At 68.7% G+C, this 16,742-nt stretch carries 14 protein-coding genes; 8 read left to right on the plus strand and 6 right to left on the minus strand.

Translation table 11 applies throughout. The features are described 5' to 3' along the window. Window positions 1-156: 156 nt before the first annotated feature. Window positions 157-876: a peptidoglycan DD-metalloendopeptidase family protein gene (locus CEK29_RS04255; RefSeq protein ID WP_440588304.1), complete on the plus strand. Its 720-nt coding sequence runs from the start codon at window positions 157-159 to the stop codon at window positions 874-876. A gap of 28 nt (window positions 877-904) precedes the next feature. Here CEK29_RS04255 and CEK29_RS04260 read toward each other — a convergent pair whose 3' ends face one another. Further along, entirely contained in the window at window positions 905-1,378 is a 474-nt protein-coding gene (locus CEK29_RS04260; protein ID WP_094803589.1) for a CopD family protein, read from the minus strand. 166 nt (window positions 1,379-1,544) lie between these two features. On the opposite strand from CEK29_RS04260, the gene CEK29_RS04265 reads away from it, so the two are divergent. The 3 genes from CEK29_RS04265 to CEK29_RS23800 all read left to right on the plus strand — a co-directional run bounded on the left by CEK29_RS04265 (window position 1,545) and on the right by CEK29_RS23800 (window position 3,888). Continuing rightward, window positions 1,545-2,027, plus strand: a complete 483-nt coding sequence (locus CEK29_RS04265) for a YajQ family cyclic di-GMP-binding protein (protein ID WP_094803587.1) — start codon at window positions 1,545-1,547, stop codon at window positions 2,025-2,027. A 158-nt stretch (window positions 2,028-2,185) separates the two neighbouring features. Next, on the plus strand, window positions 2,186-3,265 hold the full coding sequence (locus tag CEK29_RS04270) for a DUF1963 domain-containing protein (protein WP_094857421.1): 1,080 nt from the start codon (window positions 2,186-2,188) through the stop codon (window positions 3,263-3,265). A 104-nt stretch (window positions 3,266-3,369) separates the two neighbouring features. Next, entirely contained in the window at window positions 3,370-3,888 is a 519-nt protein-coding gene (locus tag CEK29_RS23800; protein ID WP_255176070.1) for an anti-virulence regulator CigR family protein, read from the plus strand. Between the two features lie 12 nt (window positions 3,889-3,900). On the opposite strand, the gene urtE is transcribed toward CEK29_RS23800, so the two are convergent. The 5 genes from urtE to urtA form a co-directional block, all read right to left on the minus strand. Beyond that, the gene (gene urtE / locus CEK29_RS04285) at window positions 3,901-4,599 is read right to left on the minus strand and encodes an urea ABC transporter ATP-binding subunit UrtE (RefSeq protein ID WP_094803581.1); all 699 of its coding nucleotides are present in this window, start codon (window positions 4,597-4,599) and stop codon (window positions 3,901-3,903) included. Between the two features lies 1 nt (window position 4,600). Then, window positions 4,601-5,443 carry an urea ABC transporter ATP-binding protein UrtD gene (gene urtD / locus CEK29_RS04290; RefSeq protein WP_094803579.1) on the minus strand — a complete coding sequence of 281 codons (843 nt, stop codon included), beginning with the start codon at window positions 5,441-5,443 and terminating at the stop codon, window positions 4,601-4,603. Beyond that, a complete protein-coding gene (gene urtC, locus CEK29_RS04295; protein WP_440588305.1) occupies window positions 5,440-6,504 on the minus strand; it encodes an urea ABC transporter permease subunit UrtC in 1,065 nt (354 codons plus the stop codon). Before urtC ends, urtD begins: the two co-directional genes overlap by 4 nt. 113 nt (window positions 6,505-6,617) lie before the next feature. Then, a complete protein-coding gene (gene urtB, locus CEK29_RS04300) occupies window positions 6,618-8,213 on the minus strand; it encodes an urea ABC transporter permease subunit UrtB (RefSeq protein ID WP_094857577.1) in 1,596 nt (531 codons plus the stop codon). Window positions 8,214-8,311: 98 nt separating this feature from the next. Next, window positions 8,312-9,565 carry an urea ABC transporter substrate-binding protein gene (gene urtA, locus CEK29_RS04305; RefSeq protein WP_094857425.1) on the minus strand — a complete coding sequence of 418 codons (1,254 nt, stop codon included), beginning with the start codon at window positions 9,563-9,565 and terminating at the stop codon, window positions 8,312-8,314. Window positions 9,566-9,954: 389 nt separating this feature from the next. Between urtA and atzF the strand changes: the two genes are divergently transcribed. The 4 genes from atzF (at window position 9,955) to CEK29_RS04325 (ending at window position 16,740) form a co-directional block, all read left to right on the plus strand. Beyond that, the gene (gene atzF, locus CEK29_RS04310; protein ID WP_094857426.1) at window positions 9,955-11,802 is read left to right on the plus strand and encodes an allophanate hydrolase; all 1,848 of its coding nucleotides are present in this window, start codon (window positions 9,955-9,957) and stop codon (window positions 11,800-11,802) included. 17 nt (window positions 11,803-11,819) lie between these two features. Continuing rightward, a complete protein-coding gene (gene uca, locus CEK29_RS04315) occupies window positions 11,820-15,458 on the plus strand; it encodes an urea carboxylase (protein WP_094857427.1) in 3,639 nt (1,212 codons plus the stop codon). Continuing rightward, a complete protein-coding gene (locus CEK29_RS04320) occupies window positions 15,458-16,201 on the plus strand; it encodes a GntR family transcriptional regulator (RefSeq protein ID WP_094803570.1) in 744 nt (247 codons plus the stop codon). Before uca ends, CEK29_RS04320 begins: the two co-directional genes overlap by 1 nt. Before the next feature lie 170 nt (window positions 16,202-16,371). Next, entirely contained in the window at window positions 16,372-16,740 is a 369-nt protein-coding gene (locus CEK29_RS04325) for a COG4315 family predicted lipoprotein (RefSeq protein ID WP_094803568.1), read from the plus strand. Window positions 16,741-16,742 lie beyond the last annotated feature (2 nt).

Here is a 16,742-nt window from a genome sequence, read left to right on the forward strand (position 1 = left end):
GCCTTGTCGTAATGAGGGCGGCATTTCTTGGTACCCTTCCGGGGTCGTCCAACCCAAACCGCCGTCGTTTTGTCCGTTTCGAGCCGCTCCGTACCCAGGTTTCACCCCGCCACCCTGTGCGCCCAGGCCGGCCGTCGCCTGCACGCCATCCTGTGCGTGAGCCGCCAGAGGCTGGGGCGCGCGTCGCGTCTCGCGGGTTGCCTGGCGCTCAGCCTCGTGCTCGCGGCTTGCGCCTCCACGCCCGCCAGTACGCCGTCGGGCCACTATCGGGTGCAGTCGGGCGACACGCTCTACAGCATCGCGCGCCGGTTCGACCAGAACGTCTCCGATCTGGTGCGCTGGAACAAACTCCCCAACGCCAACCGGATCGAGCGCGGCCAGTTGTTGCGCGTGCAGTCACCGACCGGCGGCGCGTCGCAGGGCGGCAAGAGCACCGGTAGCGCCAAGCCCGCGCCCCGTTCGACGCCCAAGCCCAAGCCCACGCCGCGCCCGTCCGGCGGCCCCGTGACCGGCATCGCATTGATCTGGCCCGCGCAGGGCAAGCTGATCGGCACCTACGGCGGCGCCTCGAGCGGGCTCACCATCAGCAACAGCGCCGGCACGCCGGTCGTGGCCGCGGCCGCTGGCACGGTGGCTTATGCGGCCGCCGGCCTGCGCGGCTACGGCAACATGGTGATCGTGCGGCATGGCAATGGGTCGTTCCTGACGATCTATGCCCACAACCGCAAGCTGCTCGTGCGGCAGGGCCAGACGGTCAAGCAAGGGCAGACCATCGCCGAGATGGGCGACACCGATCGCGCCAGCCCCGCGCTCTATTTCGAGCTGCGGCGCGACGGCAAGGCCGTCAATCCCACGGGCGTGCTGCCCAAGCGTTGAGCGCAGGGCCGCATGGGCCCCGCGAGACTCAGCCGCGCCAGGCGAACACCGCGACGATGATGATCGCGCCCAGCACGATGTTGGTCGTGACGCCATGCCGGATGCCGGTGAGCGCGCGTGCCGCGGCCGGCCAGTCCTGGGCCTGTACGGCGCCGTTAAGACGCGGATAGAGCGCGTAGCGGATGTAGGCGTAGATCACGCTCATCACAATCCCCAGGCCGGCCATCAGGTGCCACGAGCCCGGTACGATCATGACGCCGCCCGTGGCCGCGACGGTGCGGGCCGTGGAAAACAGCATCCAGGCGCCCGACAGCAGCAGGAACAGCACGGCCGGCAACACGGCACCCAGAAAGCGGCGCAGCACGTCCCGCATCAGCGTGAGGCGTTGGGGCGCGTCCTGACCGGCGAGGGCAGGACGCAGAAAACAGTGCGCGAACACCATGCCACCCACCCACAGAACCACGGCCAGCACGTGCAGGGCCTTGACGATGCCATAAAGCATGAAACACCTCGCCTGAAGAAGAGGGGGCGGCGCCCGGCCTCGGAAGAGGCATGATAGCCGGGTGGCGAATGCCGGCGCGCGCGTTTCGTCTTAAACTGCCGGCTGTACCGGCGGGGCGGACCCTGGCAGGTCCGGCCCTGTGTTTCCTATTCTGTGGGGTTTTTTGATGCCTAGCTTTGACGTCGTTTCCGAAGTCGATAAACACGAACTCAGCAATGCGGTCGATCAGGCCAACCGCGAGCTGGCCACGCGCTTCGATTTCAAGGGCACCGATGCCAAGTTCGAACTCGATGACTCGGTCATCACGCAGGTCGCGCCCAGCGCCTTCCAGCTCAAGCAGATGATCGAAATCCTGCGCGGCCGCCTGTCGGCGCGCGGCATCGATGTGCGCTGCATGGACGTGGCGGATCCGCTCGAGAATCTCGGCGGCGCCCGTCAGAAGATCACCATCAAGCAGGGGATCGAGCAGGCGGTCTCCAAGAAGCTGATCGCCGCCATCAAGGCCGCCAAGCTCAAGGTCGAAACCCAGATCAACGGCGAGAAGCTGCGCGTCACCGGCAAGAAGCGCGACGACCTCCAGACCGCGATCGCGCTGCTGAAGAAGACCGACGTCGAGCTGCCGCTGCAGTTCGACAACTTCCGCGACTGAGTCCGCGCGGCGCTGCCTCGGGCGGGGCGGGCGTCTGCCCGCGCCTATGGGCTTGGGGCCTGCGGGCCTGCGGGCCGCCCGACCCCGGCGCCGCCTCCGCGGCGGCTCGTCGTGACGCGCCGCACGCCCGATTCCGCATCCCACCGACGAGGGCTCGCATGTTCGATTCTCCCCAGGACGCTCAGCAGGCGTTCGACGCTTTCTTCGAACCGCATCAGGCCGCGCAAGTGGTGCAGGCGCTGGTGCCTGTCATCGGCCTGCAGCCCGTGTCGCCAGCGGTTGCGCCCGCAACCGCCGCCGGCGAGACGCTGGGTGCCAGCCGGTTCGGCGGTGTCCCGGATCTGCCCGCGGGCGCTGCCTGGCCGGTGCCTCCCGCACCCGCCAACGCGGACGAGATCGCGGGCCGCGGCAACAGCGCGGCCGGCGCCGAAATGCGCGACCACCTGAGCCGCAACCTGCCCTACGCGTTCATGGGTCAGATCGACCTGGAAGAGGCGCATCGCCTCGGGCCGGTGGCGCAGGCCCTGCCGCCGAATGGGCGCCTGCTGTTCTTCTACGATCTCTCCGTGGGGCCCTGGGAGTCCGGGTCGCGCGTGGCGCATGTGGTCTGGGACAACTCGCCACGGCAGGCGCTGGTGCCTTTGGCTATGCCGCCCGCCCTGGCCGAAGCCGCCGAGCAGGAGCGCCGCGAACGCGAGGCCATCCGCAAGCAATTCAAGCAGCCGGCGTCCAACACGCCGATGGGTACCAATTACGGCACCGCGCCGCAGTCCCTCGAACTGAAAGCCGCCGTGGGCGTGCCCGATCCGGCCTCGCTGGAGATGGCGGCCGTGCCCGCGCTGCAGGCGCGCTATCACGGCAAGTCCGGCGACGCAGCGGCCGAGGCGTTCGCCGAGGCCTACGACGAGATGCGCGAAGACCTGAACCAGGACTACCCCACGCCCGGCTGGCGCCGCCATCAACTGCTGGGCAGCCCCCTGCCCGAGCAGGACGACCCGCGCTATCAGGCGGTGGTGGTGACCGAATACGGCGTGGAATTTCTCGGGCGCGAGGCGTGGCAGCGCGAGCGCGAACGCATCATGGCGCTCGCCGGCCAATGGCGCCTGCTGCTGCAGGTCGACCTGTCGGCCTGGTATGCGGATCCGCTGACCGAAGGCACGGTGTATTTCGTGATCCGCACCGACGACCTCGCCGCGCGCCGCTTCGACCGCGTGGTGGCGGTGTATCAGCAGACCTGACATCGATTGTTGCAGCGGGAGGGGACTTCGTCACAAAGGATGAGGTCTCGTCGCCCGCGGCCGAGGCATAATCGACGGGCCGGTCCACGTTCATGGGAGTCATCATGCGACTTTCTCGCCAACCCCTCATCGCCGCCCTGTTGCTGGCGGCCACCGTCACGATCGTTCACGCGGCGCCGCCCGAAGGCAAGGGCCCCGGCCAGAACCAGGGCCAGGGCAATGGCAAGGGCCAGGGCAATGGCAAAGGCCAGGGCAACGATAAAGGCCCGGGCAATGGCAAGGGCAACGGCAACGGCAACGGCCAGGGCAACAAGAAATCGGGCCGCGACGACGGCGTCAGCGTCAATCTGCGCCATGCCGGCATCACGGTCGGCGTGGCACGCGACTACGCCGTGCAATATGGCGTCACCGGCATGGCGGGTCTGCCGCCCGGCATCCAGAAAAACCTCGCCCGCGGCAAACCGCTGCCGCCGGGGATCGCCAAGAAGATGGTGCCCGGCGGCATGCTCGCGCATCTGCCCGTGTATCCCGGCTACGAATGGCGCATCGCCGGCAGCGACCTGATCCTGGTGGCGATCGCGGGCGGCATCATCGCCGACGTGCTGTTCGACGTCTTCCGCTGAGCGCGCGCGGCGCTACACCGACAGGTGGCGCCGCACGTGGTCGCCATCGATCTCGCCGCGATCGCCCGCGGCCACCACTTCACCGCGCGACAGCACCACGAAGGTGTCGGCGAGCTCGCGCGCGAAGTCGAAATACTGCTCGCACAGCACGATGCCCATGTCGCCGCGCTGGCGCAGCAGGTGAATGACGCGCGCGATGTCCTTGATGATCGAGGGCTGGATGCCTTCGGTGGGCTCGTCGAAGATGATCAGCCTGGGCTCGGCCACCAGCGCGCGCGCGATCGCGAGCTGTTGCTGCTGGCCGCCCGAGAGGTCGCCGCCGCGGCGCTTGAGCATGCTCTTGAGCACCGGGAACAGCTCATAGATGTCGCCCTGGATGCGCCGCGCCCGCGCGGCCGGCTTGGTGGCCATGCCCATCAGAATGTTTTCTTCGACGGTCAGGCGCGCGAAGATGTCGCGGCCCTGCGGCACGTAGGCCATGCCCAGCGCCGCGCGCTTGTGTGGCGCGAGCCGGGTGATGTCCACGCCATCCAGCCGCACGGCGCCGCGCGCGACCGGCAGCACGCCCATCAGACATTTGAGCAGCGTGGTTTTGCCCACGCCGTTGCGGCCCAGCAGCGCCAGGCACTGGCCCCGCGTCACATCGAGCGAGATGCCGCGCAGTGTGTGGCTGCCGCCGTAATACTGATTGATGTTTTCGGCTGCGAGCATGTCAGCGTCCCAGATAGACTTCGATCACGCGCGGGTGGTTCTGCACCGCCTGCATCGATCCTTCGGCCAGCACCGAGCCCTCGTGCAGCACGGTGACCTTGTCGCCCGCGATCTGGTTCACGAAGTCCATGTCGTGCTCGACCACCATGAGTGAGTGCCGCCCGCGCAGCTCGTTGAGCAGCTCGCCGGTGCGCGCGGTCTCGGCATCGGTCATGCCCGCGACCGGCTCGTCCAGCAACAGGAGCTTGGGCTCCTGCATCAGCAGCATGCCGATCTCCAGCCATTGCTTCTGGCCGTGCGACAGCAGGCCCGCCGGGCGCGCCGCCTGATCGCGCAGACGGATCAGGTCCAGGGTGGCGGCGATGCGGTCGGTCTGCTCGCTGTTCAGCCGGGCGAACAACACCGGGCGCACGCGCTTGTCGGTCTTCATGGCCAGTTCGAGGTTCTCGAACACGCTGTGCTGTTCGAACACGGTGGGGCGCTGAAACTTGCGGCCGATCCCGGCGTCGGCGATCGCGGCTTCCGAGAGCGTGGTCAGATCGATGTTCTGGCCGAAGAAGGCCGTGCCGCTGGTCGGGCGCGTCTTGCCGGTGATGACGTCCATCATGGTCGTCTTGCCGGCGCCATTGGGGCCGATGATGCAGCGCAGCTCGCCCACGCCGATATCCAGCGTGAGCGCGTTGAGCGCCTTGAAACCGTCGAAGCTCACCGTGATGTCGTCGAGATACAGGATCGCGCCGTGACTGGTATCCACGCCCTTGGGGCTGACGCGGCCATAGCTGGCCTCGCCGCCCGGGCCGCCCTGCAGGCTGTCGCCGGCCAGGGGAGAGGTTGCGGTGTTCATGCCTGTTGCTCCCGTACCGTGTTGCGTGCCGTGGCGGCGCGCGTGCGCTTCATCTGCATCAGGCGCCGCACCAGTCCGACGATGCCTTGCGGCAGGAACAGCGTGACCAGCACGAAGATCAGGCCGAGCGCATAGAGCCAGAACTCCGGCACGACGCTGGTGAACCAGGTCTTCAGGCCGTTGATCGCGCCCGCGCCCACGATCGGCCCGATCAGCGTGCCGCGCCCGCCGGTGGCCACCCAGATCACCATCTCGATCGAGGTCTCGGTGGACATTTCGCTGGGGTTGATGATGCCGACCTGCGGCACGTAGAGCGCGCCCGCGATGCCGCACAGCACGGCCGACAAGGTCCACACGAACAGCTTGAAGCCGAGGGGCTCGTAGCCCAGGAAGCGCAGCCGGCTTTCGGCATCGCGTACCGCCGTGAGCACGCGGCCCAGGCGCGACTGCGTGACCGCGCGCGCCAGGATCAGCGCGCCGAACAGCGCCGCGAGCGTGATCCAGTAAAGCGCGGCCCGCGTGCCGGGCGCCGTGATGTCGAAGCCCAGGATGCGCTTGAAGTCGGTGAAGCCGTTGTTGCCGCCGAAGCCGGTGTCGTTGCGAAAGAACAGCAGCATGGCGGCGTAGGTGAGCGCCTGCGTGATGATGGAGAAGTACACGCCCTTGATGCGCGAGCGGAACGCGAAGTAGCCGAACACGAAGGCCAGCACCCCGGGCACCAGCAGCACCAGCAGCCAGGCGTACCAGAAGTGGTCCGTGAACGACCAGTACCACGGATACTCCTTCCAGTTGAGGAACACCATGAAGTCGGGCAGGTCGCTCTGGTAGGCGCCATCGCGGCCGATCGAACGCATGAGGTACATGCCGTGGGCGTAGCCGCCCAGCGCGAAGAAGAGGCCGTGGCCGAGCGAGAGGATGCCGGCGTAGCCCCAGACCAGATCGAGCGCCAGCGCGGCGAGCGCGTAGCACATGAACTTGCCCAGCAAGGCCACCGCATAGGCCGATACGTGCAGCGGATGGCCGGGCGCGAAGAAGAGGTTAAGCGCGGGCAGCAGCGCCATGAACACCAGGATCGCGAGCAGCGCACGCCAGGCGCGCGGCGAGAACAGTCGGTGATGCGAGAGCGCGGCGAGGTCGGAGTGCGAACCGGGCGCGTGCGAAGGGATCGTCGGGGTCATTCGGCGCTCCGGCCCCGGGGGGCGAACAGGCCTTGCGGGCGTTTTTGCACGAACAGCACGATCAGGACCAGGATGGTGATCTTGGCCATGACCGCGCCGGCGTGGGGTTCCAGCAGTTTGTTCACGCCGCCCAGGCCCAGCGCCGCGATCACGGTGCCGGCGAGCTGGCCGACGCCGCCGAGCACCACCACCATGAAGGAGTCGACGATATAGGCGCGGCCGAGGTCGGGCCCGACGTTGCCGAGCTGGGACAGCGCGACGCCCGCGAGCCCCGCGATGCCCGAGCCCAGGCCGAACGCCAGCATGTCGATGCGGCCCGTGGGCACGCCCACGCAGTCCGCCATGCGGCGGTTCTGCGTGATGGCGCGCACGAAGAGACCCAGGCGCGTGTGATTGAGCAGCAGCCACACGAGGAACACGACCAGCAGCGCGAACACGATGATGACGATGCGGTTGTAAGTGAGCACCAGACTGCCCAGCACCGTCACGCCGCCACTCATCCAGCTGGGATTGCTGACCTCGACGTTCTGCGCGCCGAACAGCGTGCGCACGGTCTGCATCAGGATCAGGCTGATGCCCCAGGTCGCCAGCAGGGTTTCAAGCGGACGGCCGTAGAGCCAGCGGATCACGGTGCGCTCGAGCGCCATCCCGACCAGCGCGGCCGTCACGAACGCGACGGGCAGGGCGGCCAGCACATACCAGTCCATCCAGCCCGGCAGCCAGGCACGGAACGCGAGCTGCACCAGGTAGGTGGCATAGGCGCCGATCATGAGCAGCTCGCCGTGCGCCATGTTGATGATGCCCATGAGCCCGAACGTGATCGCCAGCCCGATCGCGGCGAGCAGCAGCACGCTGCCCAGGCTCAGTCCGTAGAACAGATTGCCTGCCCACTCCACCGTCGCGGCGTGGCGGTCGATGGCGCGCATGGCGGCGGCGGCCGCCTCGCGCACGGACGTGTCGGGCTCGGCGTAGGTTCCGTCCGGACGCGCCGTGGCAAGCTCGGCGAGCAGCGGCCGGAACGAGGCGTTGCGGGCGCGGCCCAGCAGCTCCACCGCATGACGGCGCACCGCGGCATCGGGGCTGGCGAGCTCGAGTTTGGCCTGCGCCAGCTCGAGCGCGGCGCGCACCTCGGGATGCTGTTCGCGATCGAGCGCCTGCGCGATCAAGGGCAGACGGCTCGCGTCCGTGCCCTGTTGCAGGCGGCGCGCGGCGGCCAGCCGCTCGGCGGGATCGGCCGCATGCAGTTGCGAGCCGGCCAGGGCCGATTGGATGGCGCGGCGGATACGGTTGTTGATCGAAATGCTCTGTGCGTCGGCCGGCATGGCGAGACGCTCGCCGGTGGCGGGATCCTCGGCCTGCGCCGGCGTGGCGGCGTCGGCGAGCAGCACGCGCCCGGCCGGCGTGGCGTAGAGGCGATCGTCGCCCAGCGCCTGCAGCACGGCGGCGGCGCCCGGCTCGGGCAGCGCGCCGAGCGCGGCGATGGCGCTCAGGCGCGCCTCGCTGTCGTCGCCCGCCAGCGGCGCGAGCAGCGCCGGGTCCAGGCCGGCGGCCTGCGCCCGGCCCGCACCCGCGCTCGCGCCCAGGGTCAGCATCAGTCCCAGCAGGCAGGCCAGAAGCCAGTGCTGCGGCAAAAGGAGTCTTCCAGGTCTGTGCATCTGCTGCCCTCGGATCGGCGCGGGTGGGGAGGGCCTTACAGCCCTTGCTTGCCTTCGTTGCCCGGAATGAACGGGCTCCAGGGTTGGGCGCGGATCGGACCCTTGCTCTTCCAGACCACGTTGAACTGGCCATCGGCCTTGATCTCGCCGATGTAGACCGGCTTGTGCAGGTGATGGTTGGTCTTGTCCATCTCGATCGTGTAGCCGTCGGGCGCGTTGAACTTCTGGCCGCCCATGGCCGCGATCACCTTGTCGACGTCGGTGGTCTTGGCCTGCTCGACCGCCTGCTTCCACATATGGATGCCGACGTAGGTGGCTTCCATCGGATCGTTGGTCACGGCCGTCGCGGCATTGGGCAGGTTCTTGGCCTTGGCGTAGGCCTTCCATTTTTCGACGAAGGCGGCGTTGGCCGGGTTCTTGATCGACTGGAAGTAGTTCCAGGCCGCCAGATGGCCCACCAGCGGTTTCGTGTCCACGCCGCGGAGCTCTTCTTCGCCCACCGAGAAGGCGACCACCGGCACGTCGGTGGCCTTGAGCCCGGCGTTGCCGAGCTCTTTGTAGAACGGCACGTTGGAGTCGCCGTTGATGGTGGAAATGACGGCCGTCTTGCCGCCCGTGGAGAACTTCTTGATGTTGGCGACGATGGTCTGGTAGTCGGCGTGGCCGAACGGCGTGTAGACCTCTTCGATATCGCTGTCCTTCACGCCCTTGGAATGCAGGAAGGCGCGCAGGATCTTGTTGGTGGTGCGCGGGTATACGTAGTCGGTGCCGAGCAGCACGAAGCGCTTGGCGCCGCCGCCGTCTTCGCTCATCAGGTATTCGACCGCGGGAATCGCCTGCTGGTTGGGCGCGGCGCCGGTGTAGAACACGTTCTTCTCGAGCTCTTCGCCTTCGTACTGCACGGGGTAGAACAGCAGGCCGTTGAGCTCCTTGAACACCGGCAGCACAGACTTGCGCGACACCGAGGTCCAGCAGCCGAACACCACCGCGACCTTGTCCTGCGACAGCAGCTGGCGCGACTTCTCGGCGAACAGCGGCCAGTTCGATGCGGGGTCGACCACCACCGCTTCGAGCTTCTTGCCCATCACGCCGCCCGTCGCATTGATCTCGTCGATCGTCATCAGCGCGACGTCCTTGAGCGAGGTCTCGGAGATCGCCATCGTGCCGGAGAGCGAATGCAGGATGCCGACCTTGATGGTGTCTTCGGCGGCCATGAGCGGCGGCATCCAGCCCGAGAGCGCCAGCAGGCTGGCGGCGGTGAGAGACTTGAGTACGTATCTGCGTTGCATGGTGACTCCTGTAGCTGAAAGCCGGGATCGCCGGCGGGTTTTTCTGGACTACGTAAGACCAACACCTTCCACCACGCTTCAAGCAATACCCATGCCAGGTCCGGCCGGGCGAATGGCGTCATTGAGCGGCGGGTGGCAATACGTTGAATGGCGCATCGGGGGCGCGGCGCACGCTGGTGCGGCGTGCACGAAAGCGGTGCGTGATCGGCGCGATGCTGGTGCGCGAGGTCGGCGCACGAACCGCCTCGCGCGCATGCGCGCGAGCGCACGCGCGAGGGCGCAAAGCCCTTGTTTCATAGGGCCGCGCGCATGCCGATGCGTTCGTCGGCGCAAAGATGGCATGCACTTTGCTTGGGTATCCGTACTTGTATACAAGAGAGGATCCCAGCATGCCCGCCGTCGCCCAGCCTCAACTTTCTTCCGTCCTGGGATGGACGCTCGCCGATTGGCAGCGTGCCTACCGCGAGCAGGGCGCCCGCCCTGCCGAGCTGCTGGCGGCCTACGTGGCCGGACCGGATACGCCCGCCGATAACGCATGGATCGCGCGTCTGGACGACGCCGGCCTGGCGCGGCAGCTCGGCGAACTCGAAGCCCTGCTCGCCGCCGCGGGCGGCGACCTCGCGCGCCTGCCGCTCTACGGCGTGCCCTTCGCCGTCAAAGACAACATCGACGCCCGCGGCTGGCCCACGACCGCAGCCTGCCCGGCGTTCGCTTACTCGCCGGACGCCGATGCCACCGTCGTGGCGCGTCTGCGCGCCGCCGGCGCCGTGCTGGTGGGCAAGACCAATCTCGATCAGTTCGCCACCGGTCTGGTCGGCACGCGCTCGCCGCACGGCGCCGTGCCCAACAGCTTCGATCCCGCTTATGTGAGCGGCGGCTCGAGCTCCGGCTCCGCCGTGGTCGTGGCCCGAGGCCTGGTGCCGTTCTCGCTCGGCACCGATACCGCGGGCTCGGGCCGCGTGCCCGCCGGTTTCAACAACATCGTCGGCCTCAAGCCCACCCGCGGCTGGCTCAGCAACCGCGGCGTCGTGCCCGCCTGCCGCACGCTGGATTGCGTGTCGGTGTTTGCGCTGACCGTCGCGGACGCGGCTGCCGTGGCCGAGGTCGCCGGCGGCTATGACGCGGGCGACGCGTATGCGCGCGCCGAACCGCCCGCCGCGCGCGCGGCCTGGCACACGCCGCCGCGCCTCGCCGTGCCCGATACGCTCGAGTTTTTCGGCGACGCCCAGGCACAGGCCTGCTTCGAGGCCGCGCTGGCCGCACTGCGCGAGCAGGGCGTGACGATCGAGACCATCGACTACGCACCTTTCGCGGAGCTGGCAGCGCTGCTCTATCAGGGCCCGTGGGTGGCCGAGCGCTTCGCGGCAGTGCAGTCGCTGTGGCGCGACACCCCCGACGCGCTCGACCCGGTCGTGCGCGGCATCGTGGAGCAGGCCGCCAACTTCGATGCCACGCAGACCTTCCAGGCCGAGTACCGACGCGCCGAGCTGGCGCGGCAGATCCAGCAGACGCTCGCCGACTTCGATGCGCTGGTGGTGCCGACCTCGCCGTCCATCTACACCATCGCGCAGTTGCGCGACGAACCCGTGCTGTTGAATTCGCGGCTGGGCACCTACACCAACTTTGCCAACTTCGCCGACCTCTCCGCGCTCGCGCTTCCCGCGGGCATGCGGGGCGATGGCCTGCCGGCCGGCATCACATTGATCGGCGCCGCCTGGCAGGACCGGGCGCTGGCCGCCTTCGGTGCGCGCTGGCAGGCGCAGGCGGGGCTGCCGTTGGGCGCCACGGGGCGGGCCTTGCCTGCGTCGTACGAGGCGGCCGTCAAACCGGTTGAGCCCGCAACCAATACGATCCGTGTCGCGGTGGTCGGCGCCCACCTCACCGGCATGCCGCTGAACCATCAACTGAGCTCGCGTGGCGCGCGTCTGATCGAGCAGACGCACACGGCCGCCGGCTACCGGCTCTACGCGCTGGCCAACACCACGCCGCCCAAGCCGGGTCTCGTGCGCGTGGCCGAGGGCGGCGCGCCCATCATCGTGGAGCTGTGGGACGTGCCGTCGGCGCTGTTCGGCAGCTTCGTGGCCGAGATCCCGGCGCCGCTGGGGATCGGCACGCTCGAACTGGCCGATGGCCGTTCGGTGAAGGGATTCATCTGCGAACCGTGCGGGCTGGAAGGCGCGCGGGACATCACGTCGTTCGGTGGCTGGCGCGCCTTTCTGGCCGCGCAGGCCCGCTAAGCACAGGAGAGCGGTTCATGTTCGATACGGTTCTGATCGCCAATCGGGGCGAAATCGCGCTGCGGGCCATCCGCACGCTCAAGCGTCTGGGCATACGCAGCGTGGCGGTGTACGCCGATCCTGATCGCGACGCCGCGCATGTGCGCGAGGCGGACGTGGCGGTGGCGCTGGGCGGCGAGAAGGCGGCCGACAGCTATCTGCGCATCGACCGGCTGCTGGAGGCCGCGCGGCAGACCGGCGCGCAGGCGGTGTTCCCGGGGTATGGGTTCTTGTCGGAGAGCGCCGAGTTCGCCGCGGCCTGCGAGGACGCGGGCATCGCGTTCGTGGGACCTACGCCGCAGCAGATCAATGAGTTCGGACTGAAACACCGCGCCCGCGAACTGGCGGCGCTGGCGGGCGTGCCGATGACGCCCGGCACGGGCCTGCTGGCCAGCCTGGGTCAGGCGCTCACCGAGGCCGAGCGCATCGGCTATCCGGTCATGCTCAAGAGCACGGCGGGCGGTGGCGGCATCGGTCTTTCGCGCTGTGCGAACGAGGCCGAGCTGACGGCGGCCTACGAAGGCGTGCAGCGGCTGGGCGAGCACTTCTTCCGCGATGGCGGGGTGTTCATCGAGCGCTACGTCGATCAGGCCCGTCACGTCGAGGTGCAGATTTTCGGGGATGGGCGCGGCCGGGTGGTCGCGCTCGGCGAACGCGACTGCTCGGTGCAGCGCCGCAACCAGAAGGTGATCGAGGAAACGCCCGCGCCGCATCTGCCCGCGGCCACGCGCGCCGCGCTGCTCGAGGCTGCGGTGCGGCTCGGCGAGTCGGTGCACTACCGCTCGGCCGGCACGGTGGAGTTCATCTACGATGCCACGCGCGATCAGTTTTATTTCCTGGAGGTCAACACCCGTCTGCAGGTCGAGCATCCGGTGACCGAAATGGTGACCGGCCTGGACCTCGTGGCGTGCATGCTGCAGGTCGCCGCGGGCGACGCGCTCGACTGGGACGCCATGGCGCGCGCGCCGCAGGGCGCCTCGATCGAGGTGCGCCTGTATGCCGAAGATCCGCTCAAGCAGTTCCAGCCCTCGCCGGGCGTGCTGACCGAAGTGGCGTTTCCGCCCGATGTGCGCGTGGATGGCTGGATCGCCACCGGCACCGAGGTGCCGGCGTTCTACGATCCGCTGCTGGCCAAGCTGATCGTGCACGGGTCCGATCGGGCGCAGGCGCTTGCCCGCTTGTCGGATGCGCTCGCGCACACGCGCCTGCACGGCATCGCGACCAATCTCGACTATCTGCGGCAGATCGTGGCAGACGCGGCCTTCGCCGAGGGCAGGATCACGACGCGCTTCCTGGAGTCGTTCGCCTACCGGCCCGCAGCGCTCGAGGTGCTCGAGCCGGGCACCTACACCAGCGTGCAGGACTACCCCGGCCGGGTGGGTTACTGGGACATCGGCGTGCCGCCGTCGGGCCCGATGGACGACTACGCGTTCCGCATCGCCAATCGCATCGTGGGCAACGCGGCCGAGGCGGCCGGACTCGAAGCCACGCTGGTCGGACCCACGCTGCGCTTTCATGGCGACGCGGTGATCGCGCTGACCGGCGCGCAGTGCCACGCCACGCTGGATGGCGCGCCCGTGCCGCAGTGGGCGCCGGTGACGGTGCGCTCGGGGCAGGTGCTGGCCATCGGCAAGGTGCTGACGGGCTGCCGCGTCTACCTCGCCGTGCGCGAGGGCATCGATGTGCCGGTCTATCTGGGCAGCCGCGCCACGTTTGCCCTGGGTCAGTTCGGCGGTCATGCCGGCCGGGTGCTGCGGGTGGGCGACATGTTGCCGCTGGGCCAGCCCGGGCTGGCGGCGTCGACCACGGCGCCGGCCTGCGATCCGCCCGCCGCCGCGGATCCGGCGCTGGTGCCCGAGTACGGCGCCCGCTGGGAGATCGGCGTGTTGTACGGCCCCCATGGCGCGCCGGATTTCTTCCTGCCCGAGGCCGTCGAGACCTTCTTCTCGAGCGACTACGAGGTGCACTACAACTCGAACCGGCTGGGCGTGCGGCTGATCGGCCCCAAGCCCGCCTGGGCACGCGAGAACGGCGGCGAGGCGGGGCTGCATCCGTCCAATATCCACGACTGCGAATACGCCATCGGCAGCATCAACTTCACCGGTGACAGCCCGGTGATTCTCACGCGTGACGGTCCGAGCCTGGGCGGTTTCGTGTGCCCCGCCACGATTGCGCAGGCCGAGTTGTGGAAGGTCGGTCAGGTCAAGCCGGGCGACCGGATTCGCTTCGTCCGCATCGATTACGATCAGGCCGTGGCGCTGCAGACGGCACAGGAGCGGAGCATCGCCGCGCTCGCGCCCGTCGCGCCGGCCTTGCCGGCGGTGCAGCGCGTGCCCGAAGGCACGGTATCGGAAACGGTCATCGCCGCCTTGCCGGCCGAGGGCAGCCGGCCCGCCGTGGCCTATCGGCAGGCGGGCGACGGCTATCTGCTGCTCGAGTATGGCGACAACGTGCTGGACCTGGCGCTGCGCATGCGCATTCATCTGTTGATGGAGGCGCTGGCGCAAGAGCCCGTGGCCGGCGTGCGCGAGCTCTCGCCGGGCGTGCGTTCGCTGCAGATCCGCTACGACAGCCGCGAAATCTCGCAGGCGCGCCTGATCGAGGCCTTGCTCGCCATCGAGGCGCGCCTGCCGGATGTGGCCACGCTCAAGGTGCCGACGCGCGTGGTCTACCTGCCGATGGCGTTCGAGGACTCCGCCACGCTGGGCGCGGTGCAGCGCTACCAGGAGACCGTGCGCGCCCAGGCGCCCTGGCTGCCCAACAATGTGGACTTCATCCAGCGCATCAATGGTCTGGAGACGCGCGAGGACGTCGAGCGCATCGTGTTCGACGCCAGCTACCTGATCATGGGCCTGGGCGACGTCTATCTGGGCGCGCCGTGCGCGGTGCCCATCGATCCGCGGCACCGGCTGCTCACCTCGAAGTACAACCCGGCGCGCACCTTCACCGCCGAGGGCACGGTGGGCATCGGCGGCGTCTACATGTGCATCTACGGCATGGATTCGCCGGGCGGCTATCAGCTGGTGGGACGCACGCTGCCGATCTGGAACAAGTTCCTGAAGAATCCGGTGTTCCAGGAAGGCAAGCCGTGGCTGCTGCGCTTCTTCGATCAGGTGCGCTTCTATCCGGTCAGCGAGGCCGAGCTCGACACGCTGCGCGCGGACTTTCGCGAGGGCCGCGCCACGGTGCGCATCGAGGAAGAATTGTTCGACTTCGCGGCACACCGGGCCTTCCTGGCGCGGGAGGCCGACAGCATCGCCGCGTTCCAGGCCCGCCAGAAGACCGCGTTCGATGCCGAGGTCGTGCTCTGGAAGGAGGACGACACCCCGATGGCGCCCGCGCTCGCCGCCGATGAGCAGGATGCACCGCTGGGCGAGGGCGAGCGTCTGGTCGCCGCCGATATGTGCGGCAGCGTCTGGAAGATTCCGGTGCAGGTGGGCCAGACGGTCGAGGCGGGCGAAACGCTGGTCGTGGTCGAGGCCATGAAAATGGAGCTGGCGGTGGCCGCGCCGGTCTCCGGTGTGGTGAGCGCGATCCGTTGCGCGCCGGGGCGACAGGTCAACAGCGGCGACCCGCTCGTGGTGCTGGCCGAAACCGTGGCGGCCACGGTGCCGTGATGCGGGCGGCCGTCCAGATCGGGCCGGCGCTCAGCCAGGTACAGACCGCGTCGGCCACGCTGGCCGATGTGGTCTACGAGCGCATCAAGGAAGACCTGTTCGAGTTCCGTCTGCTGCCCGGCGATCATTTCACCGAGGCCGACCTGGTGGCGCGCCTCGGCGTGAGCCGCACGCCGCTGCGGCTGGCGCTGGCCCGGCTGCAGCGCGACGGGTTTTTGATCGCGCGGCCGCGCAGTGGCTGGCAGGTCCACCCGATCGATTTCGAGCGCTTCGAGGCGCTCTACGATGTCCGCATCGTGCTGGAGCTGGCGGCGGTGGACCGCCTGGTGTCGCGCGAGGCGCTCGATCCGTCGGGCATCCTCGGCGCGCTGCAGGACGTGTGGCTGGTGCCGGACGACCAGCGCATCCGCGATGGCCGTCTGGTCGGGCAGCTCGACGAAGCGTTTCATTGCGCGCTGGTTGCCGCCGCGGGCAACCCCGAGATGGCGGCGATCCACCGCGAAGTGACCGAGAAGATCCGCATCATCCGGCGGCTGGACTTCACCCAGGGGTTCCGGGTGGATGCCACCTACGACGAGCATGCCGCCATCCTGCGGGCCATCCTGGCGCGCCGGGGCACGGACGTACGCCAGATGCTGCGGGCGCACATCGAGCTCTCCAAGGCCGAGGTGCGCAAAATCACGCTGCACCGGCTCTACGAGGCGCGGGGCACGGCCGGGGCGCGGGACGGCGTGCGCGGGTAGCGCGCCGGGCGGCCGGGGCGGTGTCGCGGCTGGCCCCCGCAAGATCAGGTGTCAGACTACATTTTTCGGGTGGACACACAAAAAGCGTGAAATCGCGGCCGGATTGGAATAAACCGGTAGAGGCCGTCGTCTGTACGGTTGCGGTACCCCACTTTCCCTGGAGGATGACCATGACCCCGCGCAAACTCGCATTCGTTTCCACGCTCGTACTGGCCCTGTCGGCCACCGCTCACGCCCAGGCGCCCGCCAAGACCGAAGGCGGCATGCTGGTCGACGGCAAAGGCATGACGCTCTACACCTTCGACAAGGACGCCGGCGGCAAGAGCGCCTGCAACGACCAGTGCGCGAAAGCCTGGCCGCCCCTGATGGCCGATGCCGGCGCCAAGGCGCAGGGCGACTGGAGCGTGATCAAGCGCGACGACGGCTCCAGCCAGTGGGCCTACAAGGGCAAGCCGCTGTATCTGTATGCCAAGGACGCCAAGCCGGGCGACAAGACCGGCGACAAGTTCCGCGACGTCTGGCACATCGTCAAGCCCTGATA

The sequence above is a fragment of the Bordetella genomosp. 5 genome, from assembly GCF_002261475.1.
Taxonomy (GTDB): Bacteria; Pseudomonadota; Gammaproteobacteria; order Burkholderiales; family Burkholderiaceae_B; genus Bordetella.